The sequence below is a fragment of the Rossellomorea sp. H136 genome (genome assembly GCF_056838065.1).
The window spans coordinates 2,587,960-2,607,879 of the sequence record NZ_CM166371.1 but is presented as its reverse complement, the minus strand read 5'-3'; the positions used below and the strand labels follow the sequence as shown (position 1 = coordinate 2,607,879).

Here is a 19,920-nt window from a genome sequence, read left to right as displayed (position 1 = left end):
GAATGGTTAATGTCAAATGATCATCCCATAGTCATGCAGGTAAATAGCTTGTTTGACAAATTGATAGAATGGCGACGAACGTTTCATCAACATCCCGAACTCAGCTTTCAGGAGTTCGGGACCTCCCAATTTGTGGCTGAAACGTTACAACAAATCAATGGAATGAAAGTAGAACAAGGTATTGGTGTTGAAACCAGTGTTGTCGGCACATTAACTTCTGGCGAGGGTCCGACAATTGCGATTAGGGCTGATATCGATGCTCTCCCAATTACAGAAGAAAATAAAGTGAGTTATTCCTCTAAAAACGTTGGTGTAATGCATGCATGTGGCCATGATGCACATGCGGCTACTTTACTAGGTGTTGCTTCCGTACTTGCTGATTACTTTCAAAAGGGTGAGGTAACAGGAACCGTTAAATTTGTATTTCAGCCTGCAGAAGAAAGTACAGATGAAAGTGGACGATCAGGATCTGCGTATCTAGTGCAAGCGGGTGTTTATGACAAAGTAGATGCTGCAATTGCTCTTCATATGTGTCCGTGGCTTCCGGTCGGTGATGTCCAAATTAACGACGGTTACAGTATGGCAAATGTAGATGTTTTCAAAGGAAGTATTTATGGAACAGGCGGCCATGGAGCATATCCAGAACTTGGGACGGATCCAATTTGGATGCTTGGTCCTGTTATGCAAGCACTGCATGGGGTTGTTGCCCGGAAAGTATCTGCTTTAGATGCGGCAGTCGTGAGCATAGGTCAAATTCATGCAGGTACAGCGAGTAATATTATCCCGACAGAGGTAGTTATAGAAGGTACGATTCGCAGTTATACACCAGGAATCCGTGATCAATTATCATTGGAGTTAAAGAAAGCGTTTTCAATAGTGGAGCCCCTTGGTGGTCAATTTTCATTAGAAGTCCAAAGAGGTGAACCAGCATTAAATAATAGTGCGATCATCAACAAGTGGTTTACTGAAACAATGCTTGAAATCTACCCTGAACTTCGGATCAGGAAAGGTCCATTTGGATTAGGTGGAGAAGATTTTGGTTTTGTAACGCAAAAGCTTCCTGGTTCCTTGTTTTTCATAGGGGCTGCAACATCAGATGGGGTGCAAAGAGATTTACACACACCAATATTTGATATTGACGAAACATGCCTGCCGATAGGGGCAGCGATCCTTGCACAAACAGCAATAAGGTATTTAATAGGTGAAGTAAACTTGCCAATCAATAAAAATTTGGAGGTGCAAATACATGGCTCATAAACTAGCATTTATTGGATTTGGTGTAGTCGGTCAAGGGTTAGCTGAAATCTTGCGCGATAAAAAAGAAATGCTGCAGGAAAAGGAAAATTTTCAAGCTAATATTGTTGCAATTTCGGATTTAATGAAAGGGTCGATTTATCATCCGAACGGCCTTGATATCGATACTGCTTTGCAAGTGATAATTGAAACCGGCAGTCTAGAAAACTATCCACAAACGCCAGGACTAGTTAAAGGATGGGATAGTCTTAAAACGATTCGTGAAACAAATGCGGATACAATCATTGAAGTTTCTTACACGGACGTCAAAACCGGTCAACCAGCCATTGACCATTGTAAGGCTGCATTTGAAAGTGGAAAAAATGTTGTAATGACAAACAAAGGGCCAGTCGCACTTGCTTATAATGAGCTTGCTGAAATTGCGAATATACAGGGTGTTTACTGGGGATTTGAGGGAACTGTTATGAGCGGGACACCCGCATTACGTATGCCGATCGCTACATTAGCAGGTAATGAAATTACCGAAATACGCGGTATATTAAATGGTACAACTAACTACATCCTAACAAAGATGGAAAATGAAGGTGCGTCTTACGATGATGCATTAAAAGAAGCACAGGAGCGTGGGTTCGCAGAGGCAGATCCTACTAGTGATGTAGAAGGCCATGATGCAAGATATAAAATTGTGATCTTATCAAACTACTGTATGAAAGCACCTCTAACGGTAGAAGAAGTATCATGCAAAGGGATTACAGACATTACTTTAAAAGATATAGACGAAGCAAAAGCAGAAGGGAAACGCTGGAAATTATTAGGGAAAGCCCGTAAAGTTGGCGACAAAGTAATTGCCTCGATTGCACCTGAAAAAGTTGCTATTACGGATCCACTAGCATCCATCAGTGGTGCTACGAATGCGATCACCTATGAATGTGACCTCTTAGGTACAGTGACGTTAAGCGGAGCAGGTGCCGGGAAAGTAGAGACTGGTTTTTCCCTATTAATTGATTTAATTGCTATTGATCGGGAAAGAAAACTAGCAAAAATCTAATGATGGAAAGGCGGTAATAGTATGACAACTCAACTTACAGGTCAAAAAATGTTTCTTGCAGGTAAATGGGTGAAAAGTGATCGAGTAATTGAGGTACGTGATCCCCAAGATAACAGCATCATTGATACAGTCCCTGCTGCAACATCGGAAGATATGATGCAGTGTATTGAAGAAGCGAAAGATGGAGCGAAAATTGCTGCTTCCATGCCAGTACATGAACGTATGAAAATTGTTAATGCCGCGGCTGATTATATTGAACAAAATGAAGAAAAATATGCGCGAACTATTGCTAGAGAAGGAAGCAAAACCATTCGTGAAGCAACAAAAGAAGTGGCTAGGGCTATTCAAACACTTCGCATCAGTGCTGAAGAAGCAAGAAGGATTCATGGGGAGACAATTCCTTTTGATCAAAGTCCAGGAAGTGAGAATCGAATCGGGTATTATTATCGTTTTCCAATCGGAATTATCGGTGCCATAACACCTTTTAATGATCCGTTGAACTTAGTTGCACACAAAGTAGGACCAGCAATTGCATCAGGTAATGCGATTATCGTCAAGCCTGCAACTGTCACACCTTTGAGTGCTTTGCTGCTAGCTGAAGCATTTGCTGAAGCTGGTTTACCTCCAAAGGTGTTATCCGTCATTACTGGTTACGGAAGTGAGATTGGTGATGCTTTAGTTACACATCCTGCTATTAGAATGATCACTTTTACAGGAGGATTAAATGCAGGGGAAGAAATTTCACGTAAAGCTGGTTTGAAAAAAATTAGCATGGAACTAGGTTCAAATTCACCAGTTATTGTACTAGAAGACGCTGATTTTGAAGATGCGATAGAGTCAACAGTATCCGGTGCCTTTTGGGCAGCAGGACAAAACTGCTTAGGTGTTCAACGTATTTACATCCAAGAAAGTATTATGGATGAATTCGAGAAGTCATTTGTAGAACGCACTAATCAATGTCGTGTTGGTGATAAACAATCAGAGTTAACAGATATAGGACCACTTATTAATGAAAAAGAAGCTATTCGAGTTGAGAATTTAGTTAAAGAGGCAATCCAGAAAGGTGCAATTATTTTAACAGGTGGCGAACGGAATGGTGCTTTTTATTCTCCAACTGTTTTGGCAAAAGTACCAGGGGACTGTACCATTGCTAAAGAGGAAATATTTGGACCGGTAGTTCTTCTTTACTCTGTTTCGGATCTAGATGATGCAATCCAACAATCAAATGACATAAATTATGGATTACAGGCAGGAATTTTCACGAAAAATATCGAAAATGCTCATAAGGCCATATCTAAAATGGATGTTGGAGGAATTATGATTAATGACAGCAGTGACTACCGAATTGATGCGATGCCGTTTGGTGGGGTGAAGAATTCGGGGCTAGGGCGCGAAGGTATCTCGTTTTCGATACAGGAAATGACAGAACCGAAAGTAGTTTGTTTCAAATTATCCAATTATTAATACGAAGTGCAAATAAGCAATGAAAGGGAAGATGCTATAGAAGCATGATTCCCTTTTCCGTTTTAAAGTATCTGAAAATTCAAACCACTAAACAGAACATCTGATTTACGTATAAAAAATTTAATAAAGGGTGGTTGATTTGAAGAAAAACAAAAAGAGTATTTTTTATAACAATCCAGTTTTTAATGTGTCGGCAATTATTGTTGTCTTTATTGCAATATGGGGGGCACTCTCTCCTGAGAGTCTAGCAAAAAATGCTTCTTCTGTTTCAGGGTTTATCAATGATTCATTTGGTTGGTTTTATTTAGCCTCCGTTGCAGGTTTTGTTGCGTTTTGTTTATTCCTGGCTTTCAGTAAGTATGGAAAAATTAAGCTTGGACAAGAACAGGAGAAACCTGAATTTTCCTTTTTTGCTTGGATCAGTATGTTGTTTGCAGCAGGATTCGGTGCCGGGATTGTCTTTTGGGGTGTAGCCGAGCCCCTAACCCATTTCGCCAATCCTCCTCTTAATGGAATCGAACCTCAATCACCTGAAGCGGCACGCGTCGCAATGCGTTACTCCTTTTTTAATTGGGGATTTCATCAATGGTCTGTTTTTACCATCGTCGGACTAGCCTTGGCCTATTTTCAATTCCGTAAAAAAAGTAAATTGCTTGTAAGTGAGACGCTTGATGGTGTAAAGGTGAAAAAAAGAAGTATTAAAAAAACCATAAACACTCTCGCTATCATTGCAACTGTAACAGGGGTTGCTACATCGATGGGTATGGGTGTTTTACAAATTGATGCAGGCTTAAATTATGTGTTTTCCATGCCCGACTCTAAATGGATGCCCATCTTGATCATAGGTACAATGTTTATACTATATATGACCTCAGCGATAACTGGCTTAGATAAAGGTATAAAAATCTTAAGTAATACGAATATGGTATTAATTATTGGTTTTATGCTTTTTTTCCTATTTAAAGGTCCGACTGTATTTATTTTAGAAAGTTTTGTACTTGCAGTCGGCGATTATTTACAACATTTTATCGAAATGAGCTTTTTCTTAACACCTTACACAGGTGATAAGTGGGTACATGACTGGACGGTATTTTATTGGGCATGGGTTATTACATGGTCTCCATTCGTTGGTTCGTTTGTTGCCCGCATCTCAAGGGGAAGAACCATTAGAGAATTTGTCATTGGTGTGTTGATCATCCCTCCAGTCATTGCATTTATGTGGATGGCAATCTTCGGTGGAACAGGAATATATATGGATTTATTCCAAAACACGGCCCTTTCTAATGCAGTTTCGCAGGATGTCGCAACAGCAATATTCGTATTCTTGCAAGAGTTTCCTCTATACGGCCTGCTATCTGTGCTAATGCTTGTACTTATCGCGATTTTCCTTATCACATCAGTGGACTCTACGGTCTACGTTCTTGGTATTATGTCATCCGACGGAAATGAAAATCCGTCCAACACAGTAAAAGCAATTTGGGGAGTATTAATAGCTGCAATTACAGGTGTATTAATTGTCAGCAGTGGATTAGAAGGTTTGCAATCTGTTGCGTTAATTGCCGCCCTTCCATTTACCATTATTATGATTTTGATCAGTGTATCCTTATTCAAATCCTTGCAAAATGAACATAAATCTGTAAAACAAGACATTAGCAAGGTACCATTACAAAGGAAAGCACAGTAAAAGATAGTGTTAAATTAATTACAAATAGTAGGTAATTCAAGAAAAAGAATACTAAAAACAAAGGAAGCTTGATTGTTTCTTTGTTTCTAGTATTCCTTTTCTTTGTTGGGGGCATGTGTGCAGATATACGTTAAAGTAAATGATAGGTTTCGAATGTTGATTTAGTATATAAGTCCCGGAGTGGGGGAGATATTCAATCTTTTAACTTTCAATCAAGGAAAAAAATGAACTCTAGCTTCTTCTGCAGTTAAATCAAGTCCTTTACTAGCCTTAAATGTACCGTTAATCATATCTACTCCTACATATGGCAATTCTTCATTGTATAAATCAAGCTCTACCACTGTATCATTTGGATGTGCTTCTTTATAGCTCGTTAAAAAAGCCTCATATAATTTTTACACTAACTGCTTGATTTGCTAGACGGTTGGTTGCTTTTCCAAATAAAACTGTTGTCAATCTCTTTTCCTCCTGTTACTCACTCTTACGTTGTTATATATTTACTTACTAAAAATACATACCATTGATTAGGTATACCGCCAACAAGAAAAAATGCTTAGGGTTTTTTCATGATTATATTAATTTAAATTTTCATATTCATGGAATCATCATCAGCGGAATAAACCCTATAGCATATCTTGTCTAAATTTACTTAATTCGGGATCTTACCGTTTTGTGCGAGAAACCTATTATGAATACAAAATTATCTTGGTTTTTATGACAATGTAGCAACATAATTACATTACAATATCTTTTTAAAACAATACTCCATTTCTCCAGCTTGAGCTTCAGGTGTGTCACCAGTTTCTCTAAAATCATGAGTATAAATTTGTTCAAACGGACCAAAATTTACTTGATAATAGAGTAGTAACATTACCCAGGATCACGAACTATGGTGAAGAGACTTTTAAAGTAACAGATGGAGTAGGTTTGAATTTAAATCGCGACGTTTATAATAAAGTTATTAAGCTTTATAATATTAGCTTTCGGGTCATCTTATTCAGAATGATGGACGTTATTCACCATTAGCACCAATCAGTCTACTACTTTCTTTATAATTAACGAAAAGAAACATCATCGAAAATCGAGAGCAATACCTTCAATGAAAAACCATGTGTAAAGGTTTGAGCAATACTTTCGGATATTGCTTGCATGCTCTTATGTACACATATATAATAACCTCTTCAATAGAATAAGGAGGATGTTGTGATGACGGAATGGATAAGTATTGAACATGCGAACGAACACAATTTAAAAGATGTTAGTGTGAAAATTCCCAAACGTAAATTGACAGTGATAACTGGTGTTTCTGGATCAGGGAAGTCAACACTCGCACATGACATTCTATTTAATGAGTCACAACGACAATATTTAGAGGCAATGGGAATGCAAGGCATTGAAAAACCAAATGTTGCACATATTAGTGGTGCTTCTCCTGCTATAAGTTTAAAGCAGCAAGAAACTTCATCTAATCCTCGATCAACAGTAGGAACTAAAACTGCCATGTATACGAGTTTACGTATGATTTATGAAAAGCTTGGTATCCGCCCATGTCCCAACTGCAAGAAAAAAGTGAACCCCATTCAGGCCATTGAAGAAACAGAACACGTAGATGGCGAGTTTACTGTTTTTCAAATTTGTCCCCACTGTGAGCATAAGTATAAAAAATTGATACGAAGCCACTTTTCTTACAACACAATCGAAGGCGCTTGCCAAAAATGTAAAGGTATCGGTAAAGTCATCCAAATTAATGTCAACACCTTATTTAATTCGGAATTGTCAATTGAAAATGGTGCGATTGCTTTATGGAACGGTCGATACTTAGACTATCAACTTGATAATATCAAAAGGACAATGAACTATTACAACGTGCCACTTGAACAAAATACATCGCTTAAACATTTTAGTGAATTACAATATGCTTTACTTTGTTATGGGACAAGCAGTAAGGAAGTAGGGAAGCTTACTGATAAAAAAGAACCGAAAACAGTAGGTGATGGTAAATTCCAAGGTGTAATGACAAACCTTTGGCGTAAATATCAAGAAAAAAGTGGAGATATGGGGAAAGAATCTATTTTTTTCTATAGTGATACATGTCCTGATTGTAATGGCACGAAATTAACTGAACAAAGCCGTAGTGTTAAAGTGATGGATCGTTCAATAACAGAAATCTCAACGTTGGATTTAGATCAATTGTTAGAGTGGGTCAATGACTGTAGGTTGATCCTGACTGAGGAGGAAATATCGTCAGTTGATGTCTATATTCGTGATATAGAAACTAAACTTAAACGTATAAAACGTCTTGGTCTCGGTTATCTCACATTAGAACGTGGGACAAACACTTTATCTGGCGGAGAAAGTCAACGCATTCGTTTATCTGCCATCTTAGATTCAGACTTAACAGATGTTGTTTATATTATCGACGAACCAACAGCTAGTCTTCATGCTAAAGACACTGAAGGTATCATTGCCATCATGAAAAAACTAAGAGATAAAGGCAATACAGTTCTAGTGATTGAACATAATACGGATGTCATGAGAGAAGCTGATTATTTAATTGAGATTGGACCAAAGGCTGGCCGATTCGGTGGCGAATTAATTGGTACTGGTACATTAGGGGATCTTGAAAAAAATGTGGAATCTCTAATTAAAGACTACATTTCAAACAGAAGTCAACCTAAGAAAAATGTTAGACAAGCAGGAAAAACACCCATTCATATTCAAGAAGCCACGCGTCATAACCTCGCTTCTGTAAGTGTATCCGTTCCTACTGAATCACTGGTAAGTGTAACAGGTGTCTCAGGGTCAGGTAAATCTTCATTGATATTTGATGTCGTAGGAGAAGAAGCAAACAATGTTTCAGGGTTAGACCAGTTTGACGAAATCATTACCATTAACCAAACAAGTATTTCAAAAATGAAACGCTCGAATGTTGCTACATATACCAATGTATTCACAGACATACGAAATCTTTTTGCCAAACTCGAAGTTAGTAAAGTACAAGGGCTTACATCTAAACACTTTTCATTCAATACGAATGGCGGTCGTTGTGAGACATGTGAAGGACTTGGCTATGTAATGAGTAACATGTTGTTTTTTAATGATATGGAAGTTGTCTGTCCGACGTGCAGAGGTAAACGTTTCAAAGAAAACATCCTCAATATCACGTACAATGGCTATAATATAAATGACTGCTTAGAATGTTCAGTTGAAGAAGCACTAGATATTTTCCGGAATGATTCAAAAATCCATAAAGTCCTCAAATTATTAACTGAAATCGGATTAGGTTATTTAAAACTTGGTCAATCACTTACAACATTATCTGGTGGTGAAGGGCAACGATTAAAGCTATCAACTTCTTTAATGAAGAAAAATAAACAAAAGAGTCTGTTCTTATTAGACGAACCTTCAACAGGACTGCACCCTTATGACATTCAATATCTGTTAGAGTTATTCAACCGTTTAATCGATAATGGTAATTCAATTATTATGGTAGAACATAACATTCATATGATCCATGCAAGTGATTGGATTATAGATTTAGGTCCAGAAGGTGGTGTCAAAGGAGGACAAATAATTGCAAATGGAACACCAATTGACATCAGGGCGAATCCATCATCTGTGACAGGTCAATATTTATAATAAAAGCTTAAAACCTTTTAATTGGTTTAATAAGACTTTGCGCAAGGACCTTTCACAATCTGACGCGTTAATAGGATAATGCGTCAGATTGTGTATTGGGCAGCCCCGAGACGTTGGGCCACATATATTTGGTGAGTAAATCTACATTTACCTGGCGATACTCTTTTATTAATCATCGAGCGGTATTTAGTATAAACTTGTCAATCAAAAAATGGACGCTAGGAAAAACGCAATGACTGCTGAAGAGTCATTGTTTTTTTTTCTTAAATCTAATAGACACTTAATTGTTGATCCGCTCGGGGAAACTCGATTTCCGCTGCAGGTCTGACGATCCTCGGTCATTACGTGCATGAGGGATCTCCTTTTACCCGCATTTCCCGTAGGACATTAAATAAGCATCCATGAATATACACTGTTACAAAATTTCGTCTCCCTTCATATTGATGGAGATCCAATTTGTGACTTTTTTTGGGTCTGGAAGATAAGTGCTGAAAGAATGTACAGAGTGAGGAGGTTCATAAATCCAAATCTATAGACAACTAAGTGAGTAATGGCAGAAAACGATAACGGAATAACGAATTATATGTTGAATAGATATGTGAAACAATACGCCTTTTTTTCAACAATCAGGCGCATTTCTGGAGCAAGAAATGCGTTCAATTTAATGAATTGAGCTAGATTATGGAGCAACGCAGTTGTGGTATAATACTAAAATTAGGAAGAGATTTCAAATGTTGTCCTTAGAGTAACGGGTCATGTTAGCTTAATAAGGATTAAAAGGGATGGATGGAAATGAGTTTAGCTAGCTATATTGGCTGTAATATTGAAATACCACTAAGTGGTGAAGATTCGAATGATATTATACTTATAGGTGATTCTTTTTCGGAAGAACAACACCGAATAAATATAAAGAAACACCAATTTACTACTACATATGTTTATGAAGTGTCAACTGATTGGGGGATTGAAATTTCGAAATTCACGAATTCAAGTGTACGTGCTCAATCAAAGCAAAAGCTTATTAGATTATGTGAAATTATGGATGAATATCTTGAACAAGGTGATTATTTCGAATTGTATAGCTGTTGGCTCGGAGAAGAAACAGAAAAGCGAGAAGCTGATCTAACCCTTCAAATCAATAACTTTGATATTGATCACATTAAAATACCTGAAAAAACGTTAGTGAGACTAGAAAAATGATGTCTTCTTCCTGTAATGGAGGTTGAAGTATTTTGGAGAAGTGAAAATAATGAATGAACAATGTTGCGAGGACAGGGGTTATCAGGCAAATTTCATGTGTGATATTCAGAACAATCCCTTTGATTGTTCTGACAAAATAATCATATCTAATAAAAGAGATAATAAATACGGATTGATTTTTCATGATGGTGGTTCTTCAAATGTAGAAATTGATTTTTGTCCGTGGTGTGGCTCGAAATTATAATTTGTCGTTAAATTAAAGAGAGGTGACTAGGATTAAAAATTAAGGTTGCTGAAGTAGTTTTTTGATAACCCAGCGAATAGAAGCAGCTCAGTAGTTCCAAGGACGCATTTCTTGAATAGAGAATGGCGTCTTTTCAAAAGGAATATTAATCGCAAAAAGAAGAAATGGAGTGAAAAATATTCATTCTATAATTTGACACAGAGGAGTAGCTTTTATGATATTAGAAGGAGTCATGCTTCAAGTTAAAAAAGGTATGGAACAGGAATATGAAGAGGCCTTTAGTAATGCTTCTAAAATTATTTCATCGATGAAGGGCTATATATCCCACGAATTACAACGTTGTATGGAAGCTGAGGGGAAATATTTATTATTAGTAAGGTGGGAAACTTTAGAAGATCATACAGTTGGATTTAGACAATCACACGAATATCAAGAATGGAAACATCAACTCCATCATTTCTATGATCCATTCCCGATAGTTGAACACTTTCAAAAAGTTGATCTTTCATAAAAATTTTGCTTTACAAACGTTGGCGTAAGTTGAGCATCTTCCGCAATCGGGCGCGTTTATTGAAGAACGCGTCCTTTTCCTGTATCGGTCAAAAAGTTGAAGATTAATACAGGGTCGATAAATATGAATTAAAGGTGGTCGAGGAACTGGTAGCAGAATGGACTATCAGCCGTGATTAAAGATTTAAAATGTTTGGTCGGCCAACGTGACTAAAAGTTTTATAAACCCACGTTCTTTTTTTCTGGATGGCTTCATCGTTCATTTTATTCGGCAATGTCTATATGAGGCAATTTACCTTTTAGAACTACAGTATCGGAAATGTTGGCTAAAATATTACCATGTCGAGGGAAGCTTGACACATACAAACGGTTACTTTATTTGAGCCCGACTATTTTTCGTGCCTTGAAGGGGACCGTATCGTATCCAACCCTTTGAGGAGGAAGGGGAAATCCTGAAGGTGCGGGAGTTTTATTTTAAAAATCGGTAATGAGGTTTTACAGATAATAAGGTGGAACCTGTATCCCTTTAATGTTTTACCAGTCATAATGCTAGTGACTAGACAGATAATAAATTTGAAAGTCAAAGTAGAACTTTCTTAATCTAAACGAAGAGGTGTTTGTTTGAATAAATTATTATCGCTTTTCAATAGAAGAAAGAGATCTTCTTTCCTAAATATGTTTGGTCGAAAAAGAGCTAACAGAAGAATGGTTTGGGGATCGGTTTTGAGCCTTGCCATGAGTGCTGCTGCCTATGGTCTGAACAGAAGGAGCATGAACAGCAACATTGGACGTACGTTTCAGAATCTAGTGAACACTAATCCTTTAAGTGGAGCCAAGCCAAACCTGGCAGCAATCAACGAATTTGCGAATGAAATAGCTCCTGACAAGAATCAAATGCAGAATGAATAGTAGAAAGCTCATTCAGGAAAGAGCCCACTCAGGTGGGCTTTCTTTATCTTTGGATAATCTCAATAATCCAGTCTTTTAAATCAACGATTCTTAAGTTTTCAATGCTTTTATTTGTTCCTGTCACTATGAGTGGAACCGTTGAATCTGCCTTGTGCATCGAGCCATGGGCACCTCCGCCGGAATGCTCCGGTGAACTTTCTCCTATGAATTCATATCCTGGTTTGGCATCCGTGATAAGAAAGCTGCCTTTTTGTGATTCTGCTGCTCCATATAGCCTTGCTAAAGCATCTGGGTAATTTCCAAAGCTGATTGTATTGTCTTTAATTTTCATATCGAGGATATCACTGTTTCCTTTTACGGACCATGACTGATGATATTGGTCCTTATAGGGGCCTCCTGGTTGAAATGACAGTTCCCCTTGATGGTCAGGGGAAATTACTTTAATACGTTCGTTCTCCTTCCATGCTATCCAAGATATACGTGACTCTTTTTGTAACTTTTTCGCCATTTGCCGTAGCTGAATGTCCTCTTTAAGAATATAAAGATACGCCATCCGTTCATTTGCGGTGATAACAATTTCGTCTTTAGCCCGGACAGCTTCGCCTAGCTCCAATATGTTGTATTCAGAGAGTTCTTTTCTAAGGTCTATGAGAGCTTCTTTTTTATTTGATTTCACTAAGGACTGGTTGCTGTCACCCATAATAACCCACACAATGTTATCGAGTGCCTCGTTCCAATCAGTGAAGCTATTCAGAACGTTTTGGAGCTGCTTATCCACATCTTCTATTCCTTTAATCGCGGAAGGACCTTTTCTGTGTACTGTATAATCATTTTCCGGTAAATACAGAATTGTAAAGGAAGGTAAAGTGTTATTCTTAAGAAGGTATATCAACTCCTCTGCTGCAAATGAATCATTCAGGCCAATTCGATTGACGGTATGATTGTTTTCCTGATTCTTTCTGGAAAACAATCCTAATGACAGCGTTTCAGGGCCCTTGGTTTGTATTTCATCAGGCAGGTTGGTCACTGCCGAAATGAAGGCAGGGACCTTCAGGGTATTAGGATAATTTCCACGGTAAATCAAAGCGTTTATAGAAGCAGTCTTTAAGCCTGCATTGTCCAGGTCTTCATGTATGGTTTTTACATTGCTACTCAAGTCTTGATTGTTATAGGCATAAAGACCGTTCCTTGCAAAATCAGAAACACCCAGCTTTAAGATTTCAAAAAATCCATTTCCATAGGTTATGATTCGTCTTTCTTTATCATTAAACCAGACAAGCCCTGGAATTTTATGCTGATCTGGATAAGTACCTGTAATTAAAGAACTGTCTATCGTGACCGACATTGTCGGATACGAACTTACCAGATCAGTGCTGTATTGGCCGTTCTTTTTAAAAAATTCCAGGGCGGGAGCTTTTCCGTCCTCAATTGCCTTTTTCAGCGATTTATCCATTAATGAGTCAATAACGAGGAGAACCACTTTCGGATGGTATTGGCTGCCAGTTTGCTGAGGGAACGGTATCTTGGTATCCATGGGCGAGTCCTGGCTGCTGCCGGTAAACCCGATAGCAAAAATAAGAAAAGAAAAAATTACTAATAAACGTTTTATCATGACTTCATCCCCAGTAATGGTTTGATTTCCTTAATCTTTAGTATTAACAGATGAATTAAATTAATGAGTTATATAAATTAAAGAGAGGGTACTGTTCTATGGTTAAGAAAAAAGTAACAAAAAAATCAAAAATAATTCCAGATATTCTTGAGATTTTGACAGTTATCAATTGATAGCAATCTCCATCTATTTTCATTGTTCCTTTATAGGGAGGTTGGTGGAATAAAGTAGTGAGTTAATGCAATAAGCCCCAAAAAAATTAGGATTTAAAGATGGAGAAGAATTAATGGTTGCAAGTCACGAGTCAAAGTTAAAATTAGTCCAGTTTAGCAAATATGACATTCCAGGTTTAATTGTGCTGTGTGAATCAGTTGGTTGGGATTATGATGAATATAAAATTGGCATAGTTAAGTCATATTGATAAGGATTTATTTTCCGAAAGCCCCCTTACTCCAACTTTTTGAGGGGATGGGCAAAAACCTCTCAAGATTGCAGTGAATATGTAGAATGGGGAGAGTAAGCCAACAGTAAATCTCCTGAATGATAATAAAACAATGGAAATTATTGATAAAATAATGGTATACTAAAGATACAGAAATCTGGAAGGTGGAATTGGGTTTGCCAACATACTTGTAATGGTTTAAGCAACTAAATAGTACATTTCTTTTTGAACATTAGTGTTCAATGACGGGAGAAGTGTGCCTATTTTTAACCATTACAGGGAACGCAGGATAGTCAGTTGTTTTAATTCCAGCGGGATACCTATATGGTATTCCGCTTTTTTAAATGGGAAATTTTTCTCCATTCAACCATTTTTTGCGTTCCTCTGAATAAATAGGAGGAACTGGTGTATGAGTTTAAATAATTTATTCACGTATGAGATCATTGCTAAGGAAACCCCTTATATAAAACGAAATTGCAGTAAATGTAAAACGAACACAAAATTTTATTGTAGTGAGAAATTCAGGGTAAATGCGAATCAAAAAATAGTTGATATTTGGCTTATTTATAACTGTACACATTGTGAGGGAACTTGGAATTACCCCATTTTATCCAGAGTAAATATTAATAAAATTGACTCAATGCTCATTCAAAAGTTTATGAATAATGATAAAGAGACCATTTGGTACTATGCTTTTCAAATCAACAAATTAAGAAAACTATGTAATGATGTAATTACAGATATACGATACGAGTTAAGAAAAGAAAAGCTCGATTCACGATCTAACAAGTTTACAATTAGTCTTTGCTATAAATATGATTTTGGTCTTAGAATAGATAAACTTATAGCAGAAATTCTTGGCATTTCAAGGTCAAAAGTAAATAAACTGTCTCAGAATGGAACGATTTTACTAAATCCGAACATTAAGATGAAGAGCAATGTTATAGATGATTTACAAATTACAGTCAAAGGTGATTGGTACAAAGTTGATGCTTTAACATCATAATCTATTATCATTGCAAAGGCTATTCTCTAAGGGTACAGGTGAAGGTCGGGCAGCCGATCTTCAACTGTACCCTTATTCCATTATTGGGGCAGCATTCCTGTTATGAAGAAACTTTCTTATAACAAATGGAGCAGAATCATGTGATTAATTAATAAAGTGAAAAGGATTTAGCCTCTTATAGTTCGAATAATTCTAATCATGCGATTTATATTTTGTGAATTTATTCATTAGGGGGTTTTTGATTTTCCTGTGTTTATTGATAATGATGTACAGGGTCAATCTATATGGGAATGGAAGTATGGTGCGGGAGTAGGATATAAAAACATTGTATTAATTACTCTGGATACAGGATTGGTCGGGCATAGTCAGCGATGGTAAGGTAGTATATGGCACAACATTTAGTGCCGGGACGAACCTTGGTAGCCGGGCAGGAATGACTGGTGCTGCAGCATATGCATATGCAAAGATGCTGAAATAGCTAAAGGTTAGAACTAAACTGATGATGTTTTTCTTGAGCTAACGGTTTACTTCAATAAAGAGTAAGGCTTTTCTTGTTCCACTAACATAAGCAGTTTAGTTAAATAAACTTTCATGCACATTCAACATAAAAAACCATCCTCTAAAATATTTAAAGTGATGGTTTTTAAGATATTTTATTTAAGATTTTTCCAACAATAAATCCGAATATTAATCCAGGAAAAACAAACAACATTGGGAGCCATACAGGACCCAATAACACTCCAAATATCGTAAAGTCTGAGGAGAAAATTAATCCAACAGTTACAAAAAACGCAGTGAACACATACGAAAGGAAAGAATAAGGGGCTTTGTCTCCTCCTGCGTCTTTAACTGCATCCCACATAGAAAAAAAGTACAAACAAGGATAAAACATCAACCACTGATAGTTCGCATATTTTATTGCATTGGCAATTTCTCCGTGAAAACTCATAAGTATGATCTGATTGAAATTGGATTGTATATTAATCAGAAATTCAAGTATTAATAAAACTGTGCCTTTAAAATACTTTCCGTTTAAATACTGTCCAAACCCAGGAAGTGCAATGCTCCATATTAATTTTTCAAATATGCTCTTATTCACTCAATAACCCCCAGCAATTGTGCTTACTAGACTTCATTTGCAATTTCTTTTCTGTTAGGAGCAAGTGGGGGTGGTTCTAACCATTTTATTTTGTGCCATAATATTAAACCATTTCTTTGTTACCATAAGATTTTTGAGAATAGTACCCTCAAAAGCGGTCAGAAGGTCTGTACGCATGGCTTCTGCTAGTCCTGCCCCATGATAGTTTTGTGCAGCTTGAAACTAAAAACCGATATGATGATCATTAACTTATCGGAAAAAGGAGAGTCCGTTGAAGTTGTAACTTCTGCTTCCCAAGATTTCGGAACTGGTAAGTTATCTTTTTGCATTATTTTTGGAAAATTTTTTATTTGACCTTAAGTCGTGTTCTGGGAATCAGTTAAGAACTTTCTTTCTTCTTTTATTTGAGCGACTTGACTGAATGCGATAGAAAGGGTTTAGCCATAATGCTTTTTTAAGGCTGAAAGAAATACAAATGATATCTGTCGCTGATAATTTTCTACTTTTTCCGAAAAATCCATCTGTGAAATCTTGGCTGGACGTCTGCTCACTTGGGGAGCATGTCGCGGTGGGTGTCGCTTATAGAATTCGTGTAACTGGCCGGATGGAAAGTGTATAAAAAAAGATTATTGATAACAAAGCCCTGTATAGAATAGGCGGAATGCCTCTGGTGTTCGAAAAGGTAAATTTAATCTCTTTTGTTTTTTTCTATGGTAAATTTCTTACGATCATCATACTATAGTAAGGAATTAAGCATAAAAATTATGTTCAAGAAAAACAATCTCAAACTCAGTACTCTTTTCATATCTTATTGAAAATCCACAGTAAAGAGAATATTTCTGTTTTGGCCGCAGAAAAGAAGTTTTAACAAGTAATATCCTTTCGCGGAAAAACCCTAAAGTATGTGCCGAGAAGTTACCATTTCTCGATTAGCACCTGCCACCGTTTCTATTTATGGGACCAATTAGACACTGGTGGTTCATTAAACCAATTTTTCCTTATTAATAACTTCAGTCCTTTCTCTGAATAGTCTTCAACCATTTTGATTAGTTCCTTTAAAGAATCTATATGATCCTTTTTATAACTGGATACCACTGCATTTTGTAGATTACTTATACTTACTGGATTTAGGAACATTATTAAGTTTGCCATTAATTTATCTGAAAAAGGTGATTCCTTTACTTTGTTAACGTGAGCCTCTAGTCCAGTTGTAGTTGGAATTCCATTTTCTCTATAGATATCGGATAAAGAGGCTGATTGATAAAATGCTAGCTTTTTCCCTTCTAGTATAAATTTCTTTGTGTCCATATCCTCTACGACTTCAGAAAAACCGATACAAAGAGCAACTCCAACATTGTTACATTGAAGGGAACTGAACATATTTGCCAATTCTACCGCATTAAGTGGCCGTTGCTGAGTTGATGCAACTTTGAATAGTTTCCCATCCCTTTCATCTGCTTTTTTATAAGAGAAGGAATTATTTTGTAATAAATCTTTATCATTAAGCAATTTTAATAAAGAAAAATCTAATTGAATTACATCATTGAGTAGTTTTTTATAAAAATTTTTTACTTTATAATCTGTTAATTCAACATATTGAATAGCGAGCGCTTTCAATCCATTACTCGTTATATGCTTTAAGATTTCTATAATTAATTGGTCTGAAAATAGCTTTGTTGTTGAACTATATATATCATCTTCCATGAAGAACGGTGTATTTTTATATCCTTCCTCAGACAATAATTGAGTAGCCTCTTGTTCTTGATATGTAGAGATTTCATATATTTCATTTAAAGTATTCCTTAAATCAGTATCCTCAGAAGTTTCACTAAGATATTTTAATAATAAATTGATCATGTTTGAACTTGATTGTAAGTACCAAAGGAATCCTAATTCATTTACGTTCATTTTATACCTCCTAAAGAATCAATTTCTTTTTTTAGTTTGTCAATAAAATTCTTGATTATTCATGAATCAGTAATTCTTCCTAAACACACATAGATTGATCTCGAATAACAAGCGAAGATATGAAACTAACCTTAAGCTTGAATTCTACAGAATAGTATTGTTTGGCCATATAAAAAACTCCCCAGGTAAACAGATTTTATATTTGATCTGTCTACCTTTAGGGGAGCATATCACTATCAATGGGTATGCCATTTATTCAATAGAAACAATCTTTTAGAGACAGCTTTTAATATAATATTCATGAAATTGCCAAGTTTGAACCCACTGTACAACCCTTAGTTCCGGCAGTGTTCAGTTTTTTACCAGACAGTCGAAAAGTAAACATAGAAAAAACTTTTGAATTACTTAAACACCAGGTTCTTCAAAGTAGCTATTTTCTAGGTTTTCATTGAACTTAATACTCAGTACTTTTAAATTTGCTTTTACGTAGGGAATAAATCATAAATAAAAGTGGAATGTAGCTATTTATAAAATAGAAACCTACCTCTGAGGTGAATTTCCCTAGTGAATCTACTTTCAGACGGTATTTTGCTCCACTATCCATTCACTCCCGTCTGGAGAAAGTTTATCTTCGTTTCAATTTCAACTTCTAAATTTGGGTATTGATCATTAAAGCTATCTTGCGTCCAATCCCGAGCAATTTGAATTAGTTGAGTACATACTATCAGATACTGACCAACTCATTTTCTAATCTTAAGCCTTTATTATATGCACCATAAATCTTCCGACAATTTGCTTTGCAGTGGTTAAATAGGTGCTTCGACGATGAATTTCGTTTATTTCATCTACTTCTTAAAAGCTCTCTATCCTTTAATTCTTCCTTCATTTCAATTTTGGCCTGAGTAACATTAATTGATTATGACGGGGCACTTTGGGATATTAGAGAGGACATTGAAAAGAGAACAGAAGGCTGGGTTCGTTTTGGTGTACTCGTTGCTATGGGTGCCAGGAGTCCTGAAATTGTTTTTGCTATTCTTAAGCAATCTCTTATGAATTACAAAGACAAGCTACTCAAGCAGACAGACTTACTCCTCAATGAACCTGTAGAACAGAAACCTGAGAATGAAAAAGAAGATGGAGCATAACAGCTTTATCTTCTTAAAATTAAAAATTGGAGGCATTTAACATGCAGCAATCAATCCGAGTATTGGATCTACTTACAGAGGATGAGAAATTAAAATACGAAGCATTACAAGATCGATTACTTACAAGTAACAATCACATTAGTGCCTGAATTTATAAGAAGAAACTTCATGAAGTTGTAAAAAGAGCAAAATCTCGATACTTACATAGTATTAGAGAGGTCTTCTAAACATTGTTTACCACTGCCTTCACATTTGAGGCAGTGGTTTTTTATTTATTTGAATTTAGTAATATGTTAAAATTAGGATAATAAAATTTGTAGAAGGAGGCGAGTTGGATGAAAAAATTCAAGGAGTTACTCACAAGCAATGAGTATACCAAATTAAAAGAGCTGCAGAAATTAATGTTGGAAGTTGATTCATTTTCAAGTGTAGAGCGATACCAGAACGAGATTAGCGAAATTATTCAAAGAGCTAAAGATCGATTTTATTCTGATAACCCATCATTAATTGAATTCAACCCTAAATCTCCTAAACATCCTTTCAGCTCCGCCAAACAGCTATCTGTTAAAGACATCCTGACTGATAATGAACGTGAGGAAGTTGAATACCATGAAACAAAGCTTCTAAAAACAATGTCTCCGATAGTTGCAAAAAAGGCTCGATTAGAGATGGAAAAAATTTGCCGTACTGCTAAAGATAGATACAATGGAATTGACAATGTTTAATATATACAAAAAAAGTACGGGGGTTAAATAC

At 36.3% G+C, this 19,920-nt stretch carries 16 protein-coding genes and 3 pseudogenes; 13 read left to right on the top strand and 6 right to left on the bottom strand.

Annotated elements, in window-relative coordinates:
- Positions 1–9 precede the first annotated feature (9 nt).
- From ACYH0O_RS13165 to ACYH0O_RS13150, 4 genes are all read left to right on the top strand, one after another.
- The gene (locus ACYH0O_RS13165) at positions 10–1,257 is read left to right on the top strand and encodes a M20 metallopeptidase family protein (RefSeq protein ID WP_482629079.1); all 1,248 of its coding nucleotides are present in this window, start codon (positions 10–12) and stop codon (positions 1,255–1,257) included.
- The gene (locus ACYH0O_RS13160) at positions 1,247–2,302 is read left to right on the top strand and encodes a homoserine dehydrogenase (protein WP_482629078.1); all 1,056 of its coding nucleotides are present in this window, start codon (positions 1,247–1,249) and stop codon (positions 2,300–2,302) included. The genes ACYH0O_RS13165 and ACYH0O_RS13160 overlap by 11 nt, the downstream gene beginning before the upstream one ends.
- A gap of 21 nt (positions 2,303–2,323) precedes the next feature.
- Entirely contained in the window at positions 2,324–3,766 is a 1,443-nt protein-coding gene (locus tag ACYH0O_RS13155; RefSeq protein ID WP_482629077.1) for an aldehyde dehydrogenase family protein, read from the top strand.
- Between the two features lie 139 nt (positions 3,767–3,905).
- The gene (locus tag ACYH0O_RS13150) at positions 3,906–5,450 is read left to right on the top strand and encodes a BCCT family transporter (RefSeq protein ID WP_482629076.1); all 1,545 of its coding nucleotides are present in this window, start codon (positions 3,906–3,908) and stop codon (positions 5,448–5,450) included.
- A 230-nt stretch (positions 5,451–5,680) separates the two neighbouring features.
- Here the strand turns inward: ACYH0O_RS13150 and ACYH0O_RS13145 are convergent.
- A pseudogene (locus ACYH0O_RS13145) lies at positions 5,681–5,906 on the bottom strand (NADPH-dependent FMN reductase family protein); the annotation flags it as partial.
- A gap of 283 nt (positions 5,907–6,189) precedes the next feature.
- A pseudogene (locus tag ACYH0O_RS13140) lies at positions 6,190–6,309 on the bottom strand (DUF3238 domain-containing protein); the annotation flags it as partial.
- Positions 6,310–6,656: 347 nt separating this feature from the next.
- Between ACYH0O_RS13140 and ACYH0O_RS13135 the strand changes: the two are divergent.
- From ACYH0O_RS13135 to ACYH0O_RS13115, 5 genes are all read left to right on the top strand, one after another.
- Positions 6,657–9,089, top strand: coding sequence for an ATP-binding cassette domain-containing protein (locus ACYH0O_RS13135; RefSeq protein ID WP_482629075.1), 2,433 nt, complete (start codon positions 6,657–6,659; stop codon positions 9,087–9,089).
- A gap of 792 nt (positions 9,090–9,881) precedes the next feature.
- Complete coding sequence (locus ACYH0O_RS13130; protein WP_482629074.1) at positions 9,882–10,289, top strand: hypothetical protein; 408 nt, start codon at positions 9,882–9,884, stop codon at positions 10,287–10,289.
- A gap of 49 nt (positions 10,290–10,338) precedes the next feature.
- Entirely contained in the window at positions 10,339–10,533 is a 195-nt protein-coding gene (locus ACYH0O_RS13125) for a DUF6980 family protein (protein WP_482629073.1), read from the top strand.
- A 214-nt stretch (positions 10,534–10,747) separates the two neighbouring features.
- A complete protein-coding gene (locus tag ACYH0O_RS13120) occupies positions 10,748–11,044 on the top strand; it encodes an antibiotic biosynthesis monooxygenase family protein (protein WP_482629072.1) in 297 nt (98 codons plus the stop codon).
- 620 nt (positions 11,045–11,664) lie between these two features.
- Positions 11,665–11,952: a hypothetical protein gene (locus ACYH0O_RS13115; protein WP_482629071.1), complete on the top strand. Its 288-nt coding sequence runs from the start codon at positions 11,665–11,667 to the stop codon at positions 11,950–11,952.
- 43 nt (positions 11,953–11,995) lie between these two features.
- Here the strand turns inward: ACYH0O_RS13115 and ACYH0O_RS13110 are convergent, their stop codons facing one another.
- Positions 11,996–13,564, bottom strand: a complete 1,569-nt coding sequence (locus tag ACYH0O_RS13110; protein WP_482629070.1) for an alkaline phosphatase family protein — start codon at positions 13,562–13,564, stop codon at positions 11,996–11,998.
- 851 nt (positions 13,565–14,415) lie between these two features.
- Here ACYH0O_RS13110 and ACYH0O_RS13105 point away from each other — a divergent pair.
- Positions 14,416–15,012, top strand: a complete 597-nt coding sequence (locus ACYH0O_RS13105) for a DUF1062 domain-containing protein (RefSeq protein WP_482629069.1) — start codon at positions 14,416–14,418, stop codon at positions 15,010–15,012.
- Between the two features lie 249 nt (positions 15,013–15,261).
- Positions 15,262–15,390 (top strand): hypothetical protein, encoded by a 129-nt coding sequence (locus ACYH0O_RS13100; RefSeq protein ID WP_482629068.1) that lies wholly within the window; start codon positions 15,262–15,264, stop codon positions 15,388–15,390.
- Between the two features lie 265 nt (positions 15,391–15,655).
- Here the strand turns inward: ACYH0O_RS13100 and ACYH0O_RS13095 are convergent, their stop codons facing one another.
- From ACYH0O_RS13095 to ACYH0O_RS13085, 3 genes and pseudogenes are all read right to left on the bottom strand, one after another.
- The gene (locus ACYH0O_RS13095) at positions 15,656–16,111 is read right to left on the bottom strand and encodes a hypothetical protein (protein WP_482629067.1); all 456 of its coding nucleotides are present in this window, start codon (positions 16,109–16,111) and stop codon (positions 15,656–15,658) included.
- A 26-nt stretch (positions 16,112–16,137) separates the two neighbouring features.
- A pseudogene (locus tag ACYH0O_RS13090) lies at positions 16,138–16,660 on the bottom strand (DUF3231 family protein); the annotation flags it as partial.
- A gap of 399 nt (positions 16,661–17,059) precedes the next feature.
- A complete protein-coding gene (locus ACYH0O_RS13085; protein ID WP_482629066.1) occupies positions 17,060–18,019 on the bottom strand; it encodes a DUF3231 family protein in 960 nt (319 codons plus the stop codon).
- A 998-nt stretch (positions 18,020–19,017) separates the two neighbouring features.
- Here ACYH0O_RS13085 and ACYH0O_RS13080 point away from each other — a divergent pair.
- Both ACYH0O_RS13080 and ACYH0O_RS13075 read left to right on the top strand, forming a co-directional pair.
- Positions 19,018–19,164 carry a hypothetical protein gene (locus tag ACYH0O_RS13080; protein ID WP_482629065.1) on the top strand — a complete coding sequence of 49 codons (147 nt, stop codon included), beginning with the start codon at positions 19,018–19,020 and terminating at the stop codon, positions 19,162–19,164.
- 335 nt (positions 19,165–19,499) lie between these two features.
- Entirely contained in the window at positions 19,500–19,889 is a 390-nt protein-coding gene (locus tag ACYH0O_RS13075) for a hypothetical protein (protein WP_482629064.1), read from the top strand.
- Positions 19,890–19,920: the final 31 nt, after the last annotated feature.

Bases quoted from the DNA above. Each gene is read 5' to 3' on its own strand.
- ACYH0O_RS13075 (WP_482629064.1), top strand. From the start codon at position 19,500: ATGAAAAAATTCAAGGAGTTACTCACAAGCAATGAGTATACCAAATTA.
- ACYH0O_RS13085 (WP_482629066.1), bottom strand. From the start codon at position 18,019: ATGAACGTAAATGAATTAGGATTCCTTTGGTACTTACAATCAAGTTCA.
- ACYH0O_RS13110 (WP_482629070.1), bottom strand. From the start codon at position 13,564: ATGATAAAACGTTTATTAGTAATTTTTTCTTTTCTTATTTTTGCTATC.
- ACYH0O_RS13160 (WP_482629078.1), top strand. From the start codon at position 1,247: ATGGCTCATAAACTAGCATTTATTGGATTTGGTGTAGTCGGTCAAGGG.
- ACYH0O_RS13165 (WP_482629079.1), top strand. From the start codon at position 10: ATGTCAAATGATCATCCCATAGTCATGCAGGTAAATAGCTTGTTTGAC.
- ACYH0O_RS13125 (WP_482629073.1), top strand. From the start codon at position 10,339: ATGAATGAACAATGTTGCGAGGACAGGGGTTATCAGGCAAATTTCATG.
- ACYH0O_RS13135 (WP_482629075.1), top strand. From the start codon at position 6,657: ATGACGGAATGGATAAGTATTGAACATGCGAACGAACACAATTTAAAA.
- ACYH0O_RS13080 (WP_482629065.1), top strand. From the start codon at position 19,018: ATGGGTGCCAGGAGTCCTGAAATTGTTTTTGCTATTCTTAAGCAATCT.
- ACYH0O_RS13120 (WP_482629072.1), top strand. From the start codon at position 10,748: ATGATATTAGAAGGAGTCATGCTTCAAGTTAAAAAAGGTATGGAACAG.
- ACYH0O_RS13130 (WP_482629074.1), top strand. From the start codon at position 9,882: ATGAGTTTAGCTAGCTATATTGGCTGTAATATTGAAATACCACTAAGT.
- ACYH0O_RS13155 (WP_482629077.1), top strand. From the start codon at position 2,324: ATGACAACTCAACTTACAGGTCAAAAAATGTTTCTTGCAGGTAAATGG.
- ACYH0O_RS13105 (WP_482629069.1), top strand. From the start codon at position 14,416: ATGAGTTTAAATAATTTATTCACGTATGAGATCATTGCTAAGGAAACC.